At 71.0% G+C, this 15794-nt stretch carries 18 protein-coding genes and 1 riboswitch; of the genes, 5 read left to right on the forward strand and 13 right to left on the reverse strand.

What is annotated here, in order from left to right:
- Positions 1-19 precede the first annotated feature (19 nt).
- Positions 20-751 carry a ribonuclease PH gene (gene rph, locus ABT160_RS03235; RefSeq protein ID WP_351642800.1) on the reverse strand — a complete coding sequence of 244 codons (732 nt, stop codon included), beginning with the start codon at positions 749-751 and terminating at the stop codon, positions 20-22.
- Positions 752-854: 103 nt separating this feature from the next.
- Positions 855-1088, reverse strand: coding sequence for a PTS sugar transporter subunit IIB (locus ABT160_RS03240; RefSeq protein WP_351642803.1), 234 nt, complete (start codon positions 1086-1088; stop codon positions 855-857).
- A 201-nt stretch (positions 1089-1289) separates the two neighbouring features.
- Here ABT160_RS03240 and ABT160_RS03245 point away from each other — a divergent pair, with 201 nt between their 5' ends.
- The 4 genes from ABT160_RS03245 (at position 1290) to ABT160_RS03260 (ending at position 6543) form a co-directional block, all read left to right on the forward strand.
- Positions 1290-2585 (forward strand): PTS transporter subunit EIIC, encoded by a 1296-nt coding sequence (locus ABT160_RS03245; RefSeq protein WP_351642805.1) that lies wholly within the window; start codon positions 1290-1292, stop codon positions 2583-2585.
- A 196-nt stretch (positions 2586-2781) separates the two neighbouring features.
- A complete protein-coding gene (locus ABT160_RS03250) occupies positions 2782-4023 on the forward strand; it encodes a PTS transporter subunit EIIC (RefSeq protein ID WP_351643057.1) in 1242 nt (413 codons plus the stop codon).
- 245 nt (positions 4024-4268) lie between these two features.
- The gene (locus tag ABT160_RS03255) at positions 4269-5534 is read left to right on the forward strand and encodes a PTS transporter subunit EIIC (RefSeq protein ID WP_351642807.1); all 1266 of its coding nucleotides are present in this window, start codon (positions 4269-4271) and stop codon (positions 5532-5534) included.
- A 97-nt stretch (positions 5535-5631) separates the two neighbouring features.
- The gene (locus ABT160_RS03260) at positions 5632-6543 is read left to right on the forward strand and encodes a DUF7916 family protein (RefSeq protein ID WP_351642810.1); all 912 of its coding nucleotides are present in this window, start codon (positions 5632-5634) and stop codon (positions 6541-6543) included.
- 10 nt (positions 6544-6553) lie between these two features.
- Here the strand turns inward: ABT160_RS03260 and ABT160_RS03265 are convergent, their stop codons facing one another.
- Entirely contained in the window at positions 6554-7306 is a 753-nt protein-coding gene (locus ABT160_RS03265) for an MBL fold metallo-hydrolase (protein ID WP_351642812.1), read from the reverse strand.
- A 226-nt stretch (positions 7307-7532) separates the two neighbouring features.
- On the opposite strand from ABT160_RS03265, the gene ABT160_RS03270 reads away from it, so the two are divergent.
- Positions 7533-7997: a type II toxin-antitoxin system PemK/MazF family toxin gene (locus ABT160_RS03270; RefSeq protein ID WP_351642814.1), complete on the forward strand. Its 465-nt coding sequence runs from the start codon at positions 7533-7535 to the stop codon at positions 7995-7997.
- A gap of 17 nt (positions 7998-8014) precedes the next feature.
- On the opposite strand, the gene ABT160_RS03275 is transcribed toward ABT160_RS03270, so the two are convergent.
- The 10 genes from ABT160_RS03275 to clpS form a co-directional block, all read right to left on the reverse strand.
- Positions 8015-8965: a PLP-dependent cysteine synthase family protein gene (locus ABT160_RS03275; protein ID WP_351642817.1), complete on the reverse strand. Its 951-nt coding sequence runs from the start codon at positions 8963-8965 to the stop codon at positions 8015-8017.
- 7 nt (positions 8966-8972) lie between these two features.
- Entirely contained in the window at positions 8973-9251 is a 279-nt protein-coding gene (locus tag ABT160_RS03280) for a MoaD/ThiS family protein (protein WP_351642819.1), read from the reverse strand.
- Positions 9252-9358: 107 nt separating this feature from the next.
- Complete coding sequence (locus ABT160_RS03285) at positions 9359-9478, reverse strand: putative leader peptide (protein WP_351642822.1); 120 nt, start codon at positions 9476-9478, stop codon at positions 9359-9361.
- A 69-nt stretch (positions 9479-9547) separates the two neighbouring features.
- Positions 9548-10321, reverse strand: a complete 774-nt coding sequence (locus tag ABT160_RS03290) for an ABC transporter ATP-binding protein (RefSeq protein WP_351642824.1) — start codon at positions 10319-10321, stop codon at positions 9548-9550.
- Positions 10322-10355: 34 nt separating this feature from the next.
- Positions 10356-11402 carry a FecCD family ABC transporter permease gene (locus tag ABT160_RS03295; protein ID WP_351642827.1) on the reverse strand — a complete coding sequence of 349 codons (1047 nt, stop codon included), beginning with the start codon at positions 11400-11402 and terminating at the stop codon, positions 10356-10358.
- A gap of 2 nt (positions 11403-11404) precedes the next feature.
- Positions 11405-12382, reverse strand: a complete 978-nt coding sequence (locus ABT160_RS03300; protein ID WP_351642830.1) for an ABC transporter substrate-binding protein — start codon at positions 12380-12382, stop codon at positions 11405-11407.
- A gap of 40 nt (positions 12383-12422) precedes the next feature.
- Positions 12423-12536, reverse strand: a riboswitch (cobalamin riboswitch).
- Positions 12537-12549: 13 nt separating this feature from the next.
- Positions 12550-12972 (reverse strand): M67 family metallopeptidase, encoded by a 423-nt coding sequence (locus ABT160_RS03305; protein ID WP_351642832.1) that lies wholly within the window; start codon positions 12970-12972, stop codon positions 12550-12552.
- A gap of 78 nt (positions 12973-13050) precedes the next feature.
- Positions 13051-14490, reverse strand: a complete 1440-nt coding sequence (locus tag ABT160_RS03310) for an amino acid permease (protein ID WP_351642835.1) — start codon at positions 14488-14490, stop codon at positions 13051-13053.
- Between the two features lie 354 nt (positions 14491-14844).
- On the reverse strand, positions 14845-15423 hold the full coding sequence (locus ABT160_RS03315) for a DUF2017 domain-containing protein (protein WP_351642837.1): 579 nt from the start codon (positions 15421-15423) through the stop codon (positions 14845-14847).
- Positions 15423-15737 carry an ATP-dependent Clp protease adapter ClpS gene (gene clpS / locus ABT160_RS03320; RefSeq protein WP_351642839.1) on the reverse strand — a complete coding sequence of 105 codons (315 nt, stop codon included), beginning with the start codon at positions 15735-15737 and terminating at the stop codon, positions 15423-15425. The genes ABT160_RS03315 and clpS overlap by 1 nt, the downstream gene beginning before the upstream one ends.
- Positions 15738-15794: the final 57 nt, after the last annotated feature.

Below are 15794 nucleotides of genomic sequence, written 5' to 3' on the forward strand. Positions count from 1 at the left end.
GCCGCCGGGGAGGGACCCGTCAGAGAGTGCCCTCCAGGGCGGCGAGCTGGATGCGGGCGAGGTCGGCGCAGCCGCCCGACGCCAGGTCCAGGAGCGCGTTGAGCTCCTTGCGGTCGAACGGCTCGGCCTCGGCGGTGCCCTGGACCTCGACGAAGCGGCCGTCGCCGGTGCAGACGACGTTCATGTCGGTCTCGGCGCGCACGTCCTCCTCGTAGCGGAGGTCGAGCAGCGGGGCGCCGTCGACGATGCCGACGGAGACGGCGGAGACGGTGCCGGTGAGCGGCTTGCGGCCGGCCTTGACGAGCTTCTTGCCCTGGGCCCAGGCGACGGCGTCGGCCAGGGCGACGTACGCGCCGGTGATGGCGGCGGTGCGGGTGCCGCCGTCGGCCTGGAGCACGTCGCAGTCGAGCACGATCGTGTTCTCGCCGAGGGCCTTGTAGTCGATGACGGCGCGCAGCGAACGGCCGATGAGCCGGGAGATCTCGTGGGTGCGGCCGCCGATCTTGCCGCGCACGGACTCGCGGTCGCCGCGGGTGTTGGTGGAGCGCGGGAGCATCGAGTACTCGGCGGTGACCCAGCCCTCGCCGCTGCCCTTGCGCCAGCGCGGGACGCCCTCGGTCACGGAGGCGGTGCAGAAGACCTTGGTGTCGCCGAAGGAGACGAGGACGGAGCCCTCGGCGTGCTTGCTCCATCCGCGCTCGATGGTGACCGGGCGGAGCTGTTCGGGGGTGCGGCCGTCGATACGAGACATGGGCACGAGCCTATCCGCACGCACCGGCGGGCCCGTACGCGAAGGGCCCGCCCCCGGGACGGGGGGCGGGCCCTTCACACGTGGATCGCTGTGGGTCAGCGACTCACATCATGTCCTCGATGTCCGCGGCGATCGGGTCCGCGTCCGTGCCGATGACGACCTGGATGGCCGTGCCCATCTTGACGACACCGTGGGCGCCGGCGGCCTTGAGGGCGACCTCGTCGACCTTGCTCGGGTCCACGACCTCGGTGCGGAGGCGGGTGATGCAGCCCTCGACCTCTTCGATGTTCTCGATGCCGCCGAGTCCGGCGACGATCTTCTCAGCCTTGGTGGCCATGTCTGACTCCTGAGTGTCTCGGCACCGGCGACCCGGTCCGTTTCATCAAGGTAACGCACGTTTGGACCACTTATGCGAGCGGTGGGAAGCGGTGGACCGCAGGATGACGATCACCGGTACCGCGCGCCGTACGACAAGTGGTCTACACCAGTGTACGGCGCCCGGTGGACCGACCCGGCCAGCACCAGCAGGAGGACGCCGATGAGTTCGGACAGCGCGGCCGTGCCGCGGCAGAAGTGGTGGAACGGGCTGTTCCAGGGCCTGCAGAAGATGGGCCGCAGCCTGCAGCTGCCGATCGCCGTGCTGCCCGCGGCGGGCATCCTGACCCGGCTCGGCCAGGACGACGTCTTCGGCAAGGACGGGCTGAACTGGACGAACGTCGCCAAGGTCATCGCGGGCGCCGGCGGCGCCCTGCTCGACCCGAACATCGGCCTGCCGCTCCTCTTCTGCATCGGCGTCGCGATCGGCATGGCCAAGAAGGCCGACGGCTCCACGGCGCTGGCCGCCGTCGCGGGCTTCCTCGTCTACTACGGCGTGCTCCGCCAGTTCCCCAAGGACTGCGCCCCGGGGCAGACCTTCGCGAGCGGCGTCTGCGTCGCCCAGGACGCGAGCGTGACCGCCGCGGCCTACCAGAACCCGGGCGTCTTCGGCGGCATCGTGATGGGCCTGCTCGCCGCCTGGTTCTGGCAGCGCTACCACCGGGTGAAGCTGGTGGACTGGCTCGGCTTCTTCAACGGCCGCCGGCTGGTGCCGATCATCATGGCCTTCGTGGCGATCGCCTTCGCCGCGATCTGCCTGTGGATCTGGCCGCCGATCGGCGACGCGCTGGAGAGCTTCAGCGACTGGCTGGTGGGCCTGGGCGCCTGGGGTTCGGGCATCTTCGGCATCGCCAACCGCGCGCTGCTGGTGATCGGCCTGCACCAGTTCCTGAACGTCCCGCTCTGGTTCCAGCTGGGCAGCTACACCAAGCCCGACGGCCAGACCGTGCACGGCGACATCTCGATGTTCCTGGCGGGCGACGGGGACGCCGGCCAGTTCACCACCGGCTTCTTCCCGATCATGATGTTCGCCCTCCCGGCGGCGGCCCTGGCGATCGCGCACTGCGCCAAGCCGCACCGCCGCAAGGAGATCGGCGGCATGATGCTCTCGGTCGGCCTGACCTCGTTCGTCACCGGCATCACCGAGCCGCTGGAGTACTCGTTCCTGTTCATCGCGCCGCTGCTGTACGCGATCCACGCGGTGCTCACCGGTGTGTCCATGGCGCTGACCTGGGCGCTCGGCGTGAAGGACGGCTTCACCTTCTCGGCCGGCCTGATCGACTACGTACTGAACTGGAACCTGGCGACCAAGCCGTGGCTGATCATCCCGATCGGCCTGGGCTTCGCGGTCGTCTACTACGTCCTCTTCCGCATCGTGATCACCAAGTTCAACCTCCCCACCCCCGGCCGCGAGCCGGAGGAGCTGGAGGCGGAGCTGGAGCGCGAGAACGTGAAGTGACCGGGACGGCTGCCGGGAAGCGGCCCGGGGCCTAGGCCCCGCTCCCCCGCCCCCTCGAAGGGCCTTCGGACCTCGCGGTCCGGGGGCCCTTCGCCCTTTTCCTCCGTAAAGAGGTCATAAGCGCGAACAGATGCGTTTCCAGGGTGATTTCACCGTGTTACGAATGGTCTATACCACTCGCACCATGGAGGACGTCATGAGTACGGCCAACGCCGAAGCTCCCGCGAAGAAGCGGGGCGCCGGCCTGATGCAGGGCATGCAGAAGGTCGGGCGCAGCCTGCAGCTCCCCGTCGCCGTCCTGCCGGCCGCGGCCATCCTGCTCCGCCTGGGCCAGCCCGACGTGTTCGGTGACGACGGACTCGGCTGGCACAAGGTCGCCTCCGTGTTCGACGCCGCCGGCGGCGCGATCTTCTCCAACCTGCCGCTGCTGTTCTGCATCGGCGTGGCCATCGGCTACGCGAAGAAGGCCGACGGCTCCACCGCGCTGGCGGCCCTGGTGGGCTTCCTCGTCTACAAGAACGTGCTCACCGCGTTCCCGGTGGACGGCAGCGTCACCGAGGCCCTGCCCAAGGGCACCCCGCAGGACCCGGGCGTGCTGGGCGGCATCATCATGGGCCTGGTCAGCGCGATGCTGTGGCAGCGCTTCCACCGCACCAAGCTGGTGGACTGGCTCGGCTTCTTCAACGGCCGCCGGCTGGTCCCGATCATCATGTCCTTCGTGGGCGCGGCCTTCGGCGTGGTCTTCGGCCTGGCGTGGCAGCCGATCGGTGACGCCCTGACCTCCTTCGGCGACTGGCTGGTCGGCCTGGGCGCGGTGGGCTCCGGCATCTACGGCGTCTTCAACCGCGGTCTGATCCCGGTCGGCATGCACCAGTTCCTGAACACCTTCTTCCAGCAGCAGCTGGGCACCTTCACGGACTCGGCGGGCCAGGTCTGGCACGGCGAGATCCCGCGCTTCTTCCACGGCGACCCGACTTCGGGCCAGTTCATGTCGGGCTTCTTCCCGATCATGATGTTCGGCCTGCCGGCCGCGGCCATCGCCATCGCGCACGCCGCCAAGCCGCACCGCCGCAAGGCCGTGCTCGGCATGATGATCTCGCTGGCCCTGACCTCGTTCGTCACCGGCATCACCGAGCCGATCGAGTTCACCTTCCTCTTCATCGCCCCGGCGCTGTACGCGGTGCACGCGATCCTCACCGGCATCTCGATGGCCGTCACCTGGGCCCTCGGGGTGCACGCGGGCTTCGGCTTCTCGGCCGGCCTGATCGACTACCTGCTGAACTGGAAGCTGGCCACCAACCCGGTCCTGATCATCCCGATCGGCCTGGTCTTCGCGGTGGTCTACTACTTCGCCTTCCGGTTCCTGATCGTGAAGTTCGACATCCCGACGCCCGGCCGCGAGCCGGACGACGAGGTGGAGGACCTGACCAAGGCGTAGGTCCCGGAGACACCCTCCACGACCGGCCCGTACGGCCCCGGGAAGACCCCCGGGGCCGTACGCGTGTCATGTGGTCCAGACCACAGAGATTCGAAGGTTCCTTATCTAACCCTCACCGTGCTACAACTGGTCTACACCACTCATTGGTGTAGACCACGCGGCCTGCCCGCGTTCCCCCCTTGAGACGCCGCCGTCCCCCGCATGTCCCTGTCCCCGGGCGGCCTCTTGCCTTACTGGAGGAAGTTGTGACCACGGCTAGCGCCGCTCCCGCGGCCGACAAGAAGAAGGGCGCGGGCGCGATGGCTGTCATGCAGCGCATCGGCCGCAGCCTCATGCTGCCGGTCGCGGTGCTGCCCGCCGCCGCGCTGCTCGTCCGGTTCGGCCAGCCCGACATGCTGGGCCGCGAGTCCTTCCCGGACTTCATCAACAAGCTGGCGAGCTACATGGCCGCGGGCGGCGGTGCGCTGCTCGACAACATGGCGCTGCTGTTCTGCGTCGGCATCGCCATCGGCTTCGCCAAGAAGTCGGACGGCACCACCGCGCTGGCCGCCGTCAGCGGTTACCTGGTCTTCCAGAAGGTGCTCGCCACCTTCACCGACAAGAACCTGCCCAAGGTCGCCGCGGTGGCCGACGGCAAGATCGTCATGAACGAGGCCCCGGTCAACGCCGGCGTGCTCGGCGGCGTCGTCATGGGCATCGTCGTGGCGCTGCTCTACCAGAAGTTCTACCGGACCAAGCTGCCGGACTGGGCGGGCTTCTTCGGCGGCCGCCGCCTGGTCCCGATCCTGTCCGCCTTCGCGGGCCTGGTCATCGGCATCGTCTTCGGCCTGATCTGGCCGGTCCTCGGCACCGGTCTGCACAACTTCGGTGAGTGGCTGGTCGGTTCCGGCGCCGTCGGCGCGGGCATCTTCGGCGTCGCCAACCGCGCGCTGATCCCGATCGGCATGCACCACCTGCTCAACTCCTTCCCGTGGTTCCAGGCGGGCGAGTTCGAGGGCAAGCACGGCGACATCGCCCGCTTCCTCCAGGGCGACCCGAGCGCCGGACAGTTCATGACCGGCTTCTTCCCGATCATGATGTTCGCCCTCCCGGCGGCCTGCCTCGCGATCACCCACGCCGCCCGCCCGGAGCGCCGCAAGGTCGTCGGCGGCATGATGTTCTCGCTCGCCCTCACCGCCTTCGTGACCGGCGTGACCGAGCCCATCGAGTTCACCTTCATGTTCATCGCCCCGGTGCTGTACGCGATCCACGCGGTGCTCACCGGTGTCTCCCTGGCGCTGACCTGGGCGCTCGGCATGAAGGACGGCTTCGGCTTCTCGGCCGGCGCGGTGGACTACTTCCTGAACCTGGGCATCGCCACCAACCCGTGGGGCCTGGCGCTGGTCGGCCTCTGCTTCGCGGCGGTCTACTACGTGATCTTCCGGTTCGCGATCACCAAGTTCAACATCCCGACGCCGGGCCGCGAGTCCGACGAGGAGCTGGCCGAGCTGCAGAAGGCCGAGGCCAAGTAGGCCCCGCGCCCCACTCGCCGAACGCGGTACCGAAGCCCCTGACTTTCCCTACGAAAGTCGGGGGCTTCGCCCTTTTCGTACCCATAGGGTCGAATGCATGATGAACTCCCCCACCCCCCGCATCCTCGACCTCGACCGCGAGGGCCTCGCCGCGCTGCGCGGCCGCGCGCTGACCGCCTCCGTCGCCGCCGCCGAGGGGCGCACCGTGGTCGCCGAGGTGTTCGCCGAGCGGGCCGCGATGATGCCCGACCCCAACGGGTGGGGCGTGCACAACGCCGAACTGGTCGCCGCCTTCGGCGCGGACGTCGTCGTCCTCAACCTGATCGAGCGGGCCTGGGACGGCGAGCGGCTGACCCTGCCCGGCCTGGGCACCTTCACCAGCATCACCGACCTCGCCGCGACCATCGGCCGCCCGGTCGGCATCAACCTGGAGCCGGGCGACGTGCCCGAGATCCGCCGCGCCAAGCCGGAGTACGCCAAGCGCCTGGTCGACATGGGCGCCGCGATGCTCTGCCTGACCGCCAACCCCGGCACCGGCGGCTCCTACGAGGGGCTGGCCCGGGTCACCGAGGAGCTGCGCGCCGGTCTCGGCGACGACGTGGCCCTGTGGAGCGGCAAGATGCACCACGCCGGGCACCCCGAGCGGGTCACCAAGGAGCGGCTGACCTCGCTGGTCTCGGCCGGCGCCGACGGCGTCGTGATGCCGCTGCCGGGCACCCTGCCGGGCGTCACCAAGGAGCTGGCCGCCGAGGCGGTGGCCGCGGTGCAGGACGCCGGGGCGGTGGTGATGGGCGCGATCGGCACCAGCCAGGAGGGCTCGCACCCGAACGTGGTGCCGCAGCTGGCGCTGAACGCCAAGGAGATCGGCGTGGACGCCCACCACTTCGGCGACTCCTACATCCCGGGCATGTGCGACCCGGAGGTGATGTACGCGTACTCGGTGGCGATCCGCGGGCGGCGCCACACCTGGAACCGGATGGCGCTGGGCGGCCGGGGCGTGCGCGCCTGAGGGCCGCGCCTCAGACCTCGTACACCGCGCCCGGCACCGCCAGTTCCGCCGGGCCGGTGTACACCGCGCGGGCGTCGGCCAGGTTGCGCTCGCCGTCCGTCCACGGCGGGATGTGCGTGAGCACCAGCCGCCCCACCCCGGCGCGCGCCGCCTGCTCCCCCGCCTCGCGCCCGTTGAGGTGCAGGTCCGGCACGTCCTCCTTGCCGTACGTGAAGGAGGCCTCGCACAGGAACAGGTCCGCGCCGTCCGCCAGCTCGTGCAGGCCCTCGCAGACCCCGGTGTCCCCGGAGTAGGCCAGGGTCCGGCCGCCGTGCTCGACCCGGATGCCGTACGCCTCGACCGGGTGGCACACCTTCTCGACGCGCACCTGGAGCGGGCCGATGTCGAAGCTGCCCGGCTTGAGGGTGTGGAAGTCGAAGACCTCGCTCATCGAGCGCTCCGAGGGCGTGTCCGCGTACGCCGTGGTCAGCCGGGTCTCGGCGCCCTCCGGCGCGTACACCGGCAGCGCGTCGCAGCGGCCGCCCTCGTGGCGGTAGTAGCGGGCCACGAAGTAGCCGCACATGTCGATGCAGTGGTCGGCGTGCAGGTGCGAGAGGAAGATCGCGTCCAGGTCGTACAGGCCGATGTGGCGCTGCAGCTCGCCGAGGGCGCCATTGCCCATGTCGAGGAGCAGCCGGAAGCCGTCGGCCTCTACGAGGTAGCCCGAGCAGGCCGATTCCGCGGACGGGAACGACCCCGAGCAGCCGACGACGGTGAGCTTCATGGAGCGTGAACCTCCGGGGGCAAGGAGAAGCGGCGTGGGAGGCGTGCGGTCCGTCGAGCCTACGGCGCGTGACGGCCCCCCCGCTCCTCCGTGGTGCCCCGTTGTGGGCGAACTCACCTGCGCTGTCACCGGTTCGGATGGACGCCGTACGGGTCCGGTGCGCGGGGTGGACGGAAGATGCGAACGGGAGAGCGAACCGGGCGGTACGCCGGTACCGTCTTGAGCCATGGACACGTCCTGGTGGCTCGCGGTGGCCGCGGTGGTGGTGCTGGCGCTCGTCGCCGCGCTCGCCGACGGCTGGGGGCGCTCCGGGCGCCGCCCGGGCGGCCGGACCCGGCCGCCCGCCCGTCCGTCCCGGCCCCGCGGGCCCCGGCCCGAGCGGACGCCCCGGCCGGGCGAGATCTGGTGGGCGCAGGTGCCGTACGAGGACCGGGCGGGCGCCAAGGACCGGCCCTGCCTGGTGCTCTCGGTACGGGGCGACGAGGTGCTGGTCGCCAAGATCACCAGCAAGTACCACGAGGAGCTGACCGGGGTGATCCCGCTGCCGCCCGGCTCGGTGGGCGACGCCCAGGGGCGGCCCAGCTTCCTGGAGACCGACGAGCTGCGCCCGGTGCCGGTGTGGGACTTCCGGCGCCGGGTCGGGGTGGTGGACCCGGTCGTCTGGGACCAGGTCCGCCACCTCGCGGCCTAGGCTTCAGGCCCCGCCCGTCAGGCCCAGAGCTGGCCCTGGAGGGTCTCGATGGCCTCTTCGGTGGTGGCCGCCGTGTAGACGCCGGTGGAGAGGTACTTCCAGCCGCCGTCGGCGACGACGAACACGATGTCCGCGCTCTCCCCCGCCGTCACGGCCTTGCGCCCCACGCCGATGGCCGCGTGCAGCGCCGCCCCGGTGGAGACGCCCGCGAAGATGCCCTCCTGCTGGAGCAGCTCCCGGGTGCGGGTGACCGCGTCCGCCGAGCCCACCGAGAAGCGGGTGGTCAGCACCGAGGCGTCGTACAGCTCGGGCACGAAGCCCTCGTCCAGGTTGCGCAGCCCGTAGACCAGGTCGTCGTAGCGCGGCTCGGCGGCCACGATCCGCACGTCCGGCACGTGCTCGCGCAGGTAGCGGCCGACGCCCATCAGGGTGCCGGTGGTGCCCAGGCCCGCCACGAAGTGGGTGATCGAGGGCAGGTCCGCGAGGATCTCGGGGCCGGTCGTGGCGTAGTGCGCGCCGGCGTTGTCCGGGTTGCCGTACTGGTAGAGCATCACCCAGTCCGGGTGCTCCGCGGAGAGCTCCTTGGCGACCCGGACGGCCGTGTTGGAGCCGCCCGCGGCGGGCGAGGAGATGATCTCCGCGCCCCACATGGCGAGCAGCTGGCGCCGCTCCTCGCTGGTGTTCTCCGGCATCACGCAGACGATCCGGTAGCCCTTGAGGCGGGCCGCCATGGCGAGCGAGATGCCGGTGTTGCCGCTGGTCGGCTCCAGGATGGTGCAGCCGGGCGTGAGACGGCCGTCCTTCTCCGCCTGCTCGATCATGTGCAGGGCGGGGCGGTCCTTGACCGAGCCGGTGGGGTTGCGGTCCTCCAGCTTGGCCCAGATCCGCACGTCGTCCGAGGGCGACAGACGCGGCAGCCGCACCAGGGGCGTGTTGCCGACCGCGGCGAGCGGGGAGTCGTAGCGCATGGCGCGATCAGGCCATTCCGCCGGCCACGGCCGGGAGGATCGTGACGTTGTCGCCGTCGGCCAGCTTGGTGGAGATGCCGTCCAGGAAGCGGACGTCCTCGTCGTTGAGGTAGACGTTCACGAAGCGGCGCAGCTGGTCGCCGTCGACGATGCGGGCCTCGATGCCGGTGTGCCGCGTCTCCAGGTCCTTGAACAGCTCGGCGAGGGTCTCCCCGCTGCCCTCGACGGCCTTGGCGCCGTCGGTGTAGGTGCGGAGGATGGTCGGGATGCGGACCTCGATGGCCATGGCGTGGGCTCCTGTTGTCGGGAGGGTGACGTCGGTGCGCGCGGCTCGGCCCCCCGCGCTCGGGGTGGTGCGTGGTGCTGGGAGGTACGCGCTCGGGCCTTCGGACGTCAGGCGGCGGCGCGGGCCGGACACATCGCGCTGGCGAGGCGGCACAGGTCGACGTGCAGCCGCGCGACGAGCAGCGGGGTGCTGCCCGGCGTCCGTTCGCTCACGTCGTGGGAAACCATGCGGTCATCGTATCGATTCCCGGTTCGGATTCCCGAGTGTGATCCCACATCCTGGACGCCGACCGTTCGTCACGTGGACGCCGGCAGATAGACGACCGTCGGGGCCCCGGTCGTCGGATGCGTCGTGACCTCGGCCTTCACCTCGTACACCGAGGCGAGCAGCGCCGGGGTGAGGACCTCGGCGGGCGGGCCCGAGGCGACGACCCGGCCGCCCTTGAGCACGTACAGCCGGTCGCAGTACAGCGCCGCCAGGTTCAGGTCGTGCAGGGCCAGCAGGTTGGTGGTGCCCAACTCCCGCACCAGCGAGAGCACTTCCAGCTGGTAGCGGATGTCCAGGTGGTTGGTCGGCTCGTCCAGCACCACGAGCTCGGGACGCTGCACCAGGGCCCGGGCCACCAGCGCCCGCTGCCGCTCCCCGCCCGACAGCGAGGGGAACGACCGGTCCGCCAGGTCCGCGACCCCGACCCGCTCCAGGGCGGCCCGCACCAGCGCGTCGTCCGCCGCCGTGTCCGCCTCCCAGAACCGCTTGTGCGGGGAGCGGCCCATCGCGGCCACCTCGTGGACGGTCAGCTCGAAGACCCCCTGGCCGTCCTGCGGCACGGTGGCCACCCGCTTCGCCCGCGCCTTGGTGCCCATCGCGTGCAGGTCCTCGCCGTCCAGCAGGGCGCGGCCCGCGGTGGGGCGCAGGGTGCCGTACACGCAGCGCAGCAGGGTGGTCTTGCCGCTGCCGTTGGGGCCGACGACCCCGACGGTCTCCCCGGCGCCCGCCCGGAGCGCCACGCCGTCGACGAGGGCGCGGCCCCCGGTCTCGTACGAGAGGTCCTCCAGGCTCAGGACGGCCATGCGGGGCTCCTTCGCGCGCCGTGGGTACGGGTCTTCACAGCGGGGCCCCTTCCGGGCGGCGGCGCAGCAGCCACAGGAAGAACGGGCCGCCGATCAGCGCGGTCAGGATCCCCACCGGCACGTCCTGCGGGATCGCCACCAGCCGCGCGGCCAGGTCCGCGAGCACCAGGAACGCGGCGCCCGCCAGCGCCACCACCGGCAGCAGGGTGCGGTGCGGGGCGCCGACCAGCATCCGGGCGGCGTGCGGCACCAGGAGGCCGACGAAGCCGACCGCGCCGCTGACCGCGACGAGCACCCCGGTCACCAGCGAGGCCAGCACGAACACGGCGGCCCGGAAGCGCGAGGTGTCCAGGCCGAGCACGGTGGCGCCCTCCTCGCCGACCAGCATCAGGTCCAGCGGGCGGGCCAGCGCGATCAGCAGGGCGGTGCCCGCGACCAGCACCACCGAGGGCAGCGCGAGCATGTCCCAGCGGGCCGCGCCGAGGCCGCCGAGCGTCCAGTACACGGCCTCCTTGAAGTTCTCGGCGCGCGGCGACATCACCAGGACCAGGCTGGTCAGGGCGGAGAAGACGTACGCCACGGCGACCCCGGAGAGCACCAGGCGGGAGCCCGTCATCCGGCCGCCGCGCCGGGCCAGGCCGTAGACCAGGACCAGGGCGAGCAGCGAGCCGGCGAAGGCCCCGGCGGGCAGGGTCACCGTGGTCGCCAGGCCCAGGCCGCTGCCGAGGCCGAAGACGATCACCAGGGAGACGCCGGCCGAGGCGCCGGAGGAGACGCCGAGCAGGTACGGGTCGGCCAGCGGGTTGCGCACCAGGGCCTGGAGCACGGTGCCGGTGACCGCGAGGCCCGCGCCGACGACCGCGCCCAGCAGGACGCGCGGCAGCCGCACGTCGAGCACGATCGTGCGGAAGGGGCCGGGTCCCGCGCCGCCGGTGAGGATCTCCAGGACCTGGCCGGGCGGGATGCGGACCTGGCCGAGCGCGAGGGCCGCGACCACCGCCGCGGCCAGGGCCGCGACGAGGACGGCGAGCACGGTGCCGTAGCGCAGGGGGCCCCGGACGGGCGGGGTCGCGCGTGCCACGGCTAGCGCTTGCGGTCGGGGTGGAGCTGGTCCGCGAGCTTGTCGACCGCGGCCGGGGCGCGCACGCCGAGGACCACGTCCGACAGCGGCATCACGGCGAACCGCCGGTTCTTCACGGCGGGCACGTCCTTGAGCGCCGGGTCCTCGATCAGCCGCTTCTTCTTCTGCTCCACGGTGGTGGAGCCGTAGTCGTAGATGACGATCACGTCCGGCGCACGCTGGACGACCTGCTCCCAGGAGGCGTCGGCGAAGGGCTTGGGCAGGTCGGCGAAGACGTTGCGGCCGCCGGCCCGGGTGATCATCTCGTTGCCGATGCCCCCGCCGCCCGCGGTGGAGGCGGTCTTGTCGCCGCCGTCGTAGACGAAGACGGAGACCGGCTCCGCGCCCTTGAGCCGGGCCGCGGTGGCGGCGGCCCGCGCCTTCGCCCCGTCGATCCACTCCTCGGCGCGCTCGCCCGCCCCGAAGGTGCGGCCGACCTCCTCGACCTCGCGGTAGAGGTCGTCGAGGGTGACGGCCCCCTTCGCGCAGTACTCCACGTCCAGGCGGGAGTCGATGCCGGACTTCGCCAGGCCCTCGCGGTCGCGGCCGTCCTTGGCGCTGAAGGCGCTGGCGTAACCGCCGTACACGAAGTCGGGGTTGGCGGCGAGGAGCGCCTCGCGCGAGGGGTACTCCTTGGCGAGGACGGGCACGCGCGCGTACGCGTCGGCGTACTGCGGGAGCACCCGGTCGTCCAGGTAGGCGGTCCCGGCCAGGGACTTCTCCAGGCCGAGCTCCAGCATCACCTCGGTGACGTGCTGGTTCATGGTGACGACCCGCTTGGGCGGGGCCTTGAAGGTGGTCCGCACCCCGCAGTTGTCCACGGTGTACGGGAAGCCGGGCGCGGCCTTCGCGCCGCTGTCGTGGGGCTCGGCCCCGGTGGTGCAGCCGGTCAGCAGTGCGACGGCGGCTATGAGGGCGGCGGCGGTACGGCGCCTGGGCATGGCGTGGCCTCCTCCGGGGGATTTCCGCGTCCCCTGGGCGGTCGGAGAAGGGCGGCAGGCCAGTTCCTGGCTGGCGGACGTGCGTCCGCGTCACAGTGGCGGGACCGCGCCGGATTCGCACCGGCTTCCTGGGTCCTGCCGCCCCCTGAGTCGTAGAAGATCAGGACTCAGTATGCCTGCACGACCCGGACGTCCTCCTCCGTGACCACTCCGTCCACGATGCGGAACGAGCGGAACTGGAAGTCGCCCGCGCCGTCCGCGTCCGCCGTGGAGACCAGGACGTAGTGGGCGCCCGGCTCGTTGGCGTAGCTGATGTCGGTGCGCGAGGGGTGGGCCTCGGTGGCCGTGTGGGAGTGGTAGACGATCACCGGCTCCTCGTCGCGGTCGTCCAGGTCGCGGTAGAGCTTGAGCAGGTCGCCCGAGTCGAACTCGTAGAACGTGGGCGAGCGGGCCGCGTTGAGCATCGGGACGAAGCGCTCGGGGCGGTCCGAGCCGGCCGGGCCCGCGACCACGCCGCAGGCCTCGTCCGGGTGGTCGGCGCGGGCGTGCGCGACGATCTGGTCGTACAGCGCCTGGGTGAGGGTCAGCATGCGGCCCAGGATAAGCAGACGGGCCGTTCCGTACCGAGGGATGGTACGGAACGGCCCGGATGCCGGACGGCGACCGCGTCAGGAGCGCTTGGCGAAGGCCTTGCCCTGCGGGTCGCGGGCCTTGAGGGCCAGGTAGGCGACCGCCAGGAGCAGGCCCCACAGCGGCGCGCAGTACAGCGAGACCCGCGCGTCCTTGTCGATGCCCATCATCACGATGACCATCGCGATGAAGGCGAGCGAGAAGATGCTGGCCCAGATGCCGCCGGGGGCGCGGAAGGAGGACTTCGGCAGCTCGCCGCGGTCGGACTTCAGGCGGTAGCGGATCTGGCAGACCAGGATGACGATCCAGGCCCACATGCCGGAGATGGTGGCGAAGGAGACGACGTAGTTGAACGCCTCGCCCGGCCACTGGTAGTTGATCCAGACGCCGATCAGCATCATCGCGGCGGAGAACGTGGTGCCGACCAGCGGCAGGCCGTTCTTGGTGAGCTTGGTGAAGAAGGACGGGCCCTGGCCGTTGAGCGCGAGGTCGCGCAGCATCCGGCCGGTGGAGTACATGCCCGAGTTGCAGGAGGACAGGGCCGCGGTCAGCACGACGAAGTTGACGATCGCGGCGCCGATGCCCAGGCCCATCTTCTCGAAGGCGGCGACGAACGGGGAGACGCCCGGCTGGAAGTTCGTCCACGGCACGACCGAGAGGATCATGATCAGCGCGCCGACGTAGAAGACGGCGATGCGCCACGGGACGGTGTTGATGGCCTTGGGCAGGACCGTCTTGGGGTCCTTGGACTCGCCCGCGGTGACGCCGACCAGCTCGACGGCGAGGAAGGCGAACATGACCATCTGGAGCGTCATCAGGGTGCTGCCGATGCCGTGCGGGAAGAAGCCGCCGTCGCTCCACAGGTGGGTGACGGACGCGGTGTCCCCGGCGTCGGAGAAGCCGAGCGTCAGGACGCCCGCGCAGATCAGGATCATGCCGACGATGGCGGTGACCTTGACCATCGAGAACCAGAACTCCAGCTCGCCGAAGAGCTTCACGGAGATGAGGTTCGCGGCGAACAGCACGACGGTGAAGACCAGTGCGGAGATCCACTGCGGGATGTCCCACCAGTACGTCATGTAGGTGGCGGCCGCGGTCACCTCGGTCATGCCGGTGATGACCCAGAACAGCCAGTACGTCCAGCCGGTCACGAAGCCCGCGAAGGGCCCGATGAACTCGCGCGCGTACTCGGAGAAGGAGCCCGACACCGGGCGGTACATCAGCAGTTCGCCGAGCGCCCGCATGATGAAGAAGATGACGACGCCCGCGATGGCGTACGCGAGGATGAGGCTGGGCCCCGCCTTGGAGATGCCCTTGCCCGCGCCCAGGAAGAGGCCGGTGCCGATGGCGCCGCCGATCGCGATCATCTGGATCTGGCGGGCCCCCAGGCCCCGCTGGTAGCCCTCGCCCTCGTCGTGGGCGCCTTCGGCGTCGCCGCCGGCGGAACGGTCGTGCTGCTCGACCTGCGCTGAGGTCATGTTGGTGCGCCTTTCTCCACGCTGATCCGCGCGCCTGTGAATCGGCTGGTGCGGACCAGGTCCTGATCCCCCGGATGGTGAATGGAGTGCCACCGACGGTCTGCCGGCCGAAGCGCCCCCGGGGGACATGGGTGGCGTCCCGCCGGGCGGTCGTGAAGGTGTATCACGGGGACAAGAGTGATCGATCAGGAGTTTTGTGGCGCACGACACAAGAAGAACCGGACAAATCTCCCTTGTGAGGGCGAAGGAGTTCGGCCGGGTTGCCTGATCGTTATCCGGATTTGAGCGTCCGCTGAGCGAACGCTCCCGGTGGTCCGGCGGACCGGTGGAGGGGCGGGGGCGGGCGGCGCCCGGTCAGCCCATCAGGGTCTCGACCAGCGTCTCCTGGAGCATCCCGAGCCAGAGGTACGCCATCACCATGGGCTTGCGCGGATCCTCGTCCGGCAGGTGGTGGAGCGCGTCGCCGCTCTCGTCGTCGGTGATGTCGAGCCGGGCCGCGATGGTCAGCCGCAGGTCGTTGAGGGTGCCCAGCCAGCGCCGCGAGTCGTCCGGGTCCAGCTTGAGCACCGCCCCGCCCTCCCCCACGGCGGAGAAGGCGTCCAGGGTGCGCACCACGGCCAGGGCGTCCTGCCGCTTGCGGGTGCGCAGGTCGACCTCGGTGAACCGGCGGAACTCGGCGGCCGCGGCGCGCAGCTCCGCGTCGTCGTCGGCGTAGGCGTCGGGGAAGAGCCGGGCGAGCGCCGGGTCGGAGGGGCGCTCGGTGGGCCCCTCGGCGAACAGCGCGGCCAGCGGGTCGGCGTCCTCGTCCGGCTCGTCGCCGGGGCCGATCAGCTCCAGCAGCTGCACGGCCAGGGAGCGCAGGATGGACAGCTCGACCTCGTCCAGGGCGACGGCCGCGCCGCCGCCGGGGACGGCCTCGAAGTACCCGGCCATCAGTCGCGGTCCTGGGTGAGGGTCGCCCAGAGTCCGTAGCCGTGCATCGCCTGCACGTCGCGCTCCATCTCCTCGCGGGTGCCGCTGGAGACGACGGCGCGCCCCTTGTGGTGCACGTCGAGCATCAGCTTCTTCGCCTTGTCCTTGGAGTAGCCGAAGTACGCCTGGAACACGTACGTCACGTAACTCATGAGGTTGACCGGGTCGTTGTGGACCAGCGTCACCCAGGGGACGTCGGGTTCGACGACCGCGAGGTTCTCCTCGGCCGATTCGGGACGCTCGATCTCTACGGGTGCGACGCTCACCCGTCCCATGCTGCCACCCGGAGCGGGGGGTCGCACAAATGGGCCCCTAGAAATCGTCACTCTGAC

Origin of the sequence: Streptomyces sp. NPDC001941 (assembly GCF_040296945.1) — a bacterium.
Classification (GTDB): Bacteria; Actinomycetota; Actinomycetes; order Streptomycetales; family Streptomycetaceae; genus Streptomyces.

Coding starts and splice junctions, on each gene's coding strand:
- rph (WP_351642800.1), bottom strand. CDS start 751: ATGTCTCGTATCGACGGCCGCACCCCCGAACAGCTCCGCCCGGTCACC.
- ABT160_RS03240 (WP_351642803.1), bottom strand. CDS start 1,088: ATGGCCACCAAGGCTGAGAAGATCGTCGCCGGACTCGGCGGCATCGAG.
- ABT160_RS03245 (WP_351642805.1), top strand. CDS start 1,290: ATGAGTTCGGACAGCGCGGCCGTGCCGCGGCAGAAGTGGTGGAACGGG.
- ABT160_RS03250 (WP_351643057.1), top strand. CDS start 2,782: ATGAGTACGGCCAACGCCGAAGCTCCCGCGAAGAAGCGGGGCGCCGGC.
- ABT160_RS03260 (WP_351642810.1), top strand. CDS start 5,632: ATGATGAACTCCCCCACCCCCCGCATCCTCGACCTCGACCGCGAGGGC.
- ABT160_RS03265 (WP_351642812.1), bottom strand. CDS start 7,306: ATGAAGCTCACCGTCGTCGGCTGCTCGGGGTCGTTCCCGTCCGCGGAA.
- ABT160_RS03270 (WP_351642814.1), top strand. CDS start 7,533: ATGGACACGTCCTGGTGGCTCGCGGTGGCCGCGGTGGTGGTGCTGGCG.
- ABT160_RS03275 (WP_351642817.1), bottom strand. CDS start 8,965: ATGCGCTACGACTCCCCGCTCGCCGCGGTCGGCAACACGCCCCTGGTG.
- ABT160_RS03280 (WP_351642819.1), bottom strand. CDS start 9,251: ATGGCCATCGAGGTCCGCATCCCGACCATCCTCCGCACCTACACCGAC.
- ABT160_RS03285 (WP_351642822.1), bottom strand. CDS start 9,478: ATGGTTTCCCACGACGTGAGCGAACGGACGCCGGGCAGCACCCCGCTG.
- ABT160_RS03290 (WP_351642824.1), bottom strand. CDS start 10,321: ATGGCCGTCCTGAGCCTGGAGGACCTCTCGTACGAGACCGGGGGCCGC.
- ABT160_RS03300 (WP_351642830.1), bottom strand. CDS start 12,382: ATGCCCAGGCGCCGTACCGCCGCCGCCCTCATAGCCGCCGTCGCACTG.
- ABT160_RS03305 (WP_351642832.1), bottom strand. CDS start 12,972: ATGCTGACCCTCACCCAGGCGCTGTACGACCAGATCGTCGCGCACGCC.
- ABT160_RS03310 (WP_351642835.1), bottom strand. CDS start 14,490: ATGACCTCAGCGCAGGTCGAGCAGCACGACCGTTCCGCCGGCGGCGAC.
- ABT160_RS03315 (WP_351642837.1), bottom strand. CDS start 15,423: ATGGCCGGGTACTTCGAGGCCGTCCCCGGCGGCGGCGCGGCCGTCGCC.
- clpS (WP_351642839.1), bottom strand. CDS start 15,737: ATGGGACGGGTGAGCGTCGCACCCGTAGAGATCGAGCGTCCCGAATCG.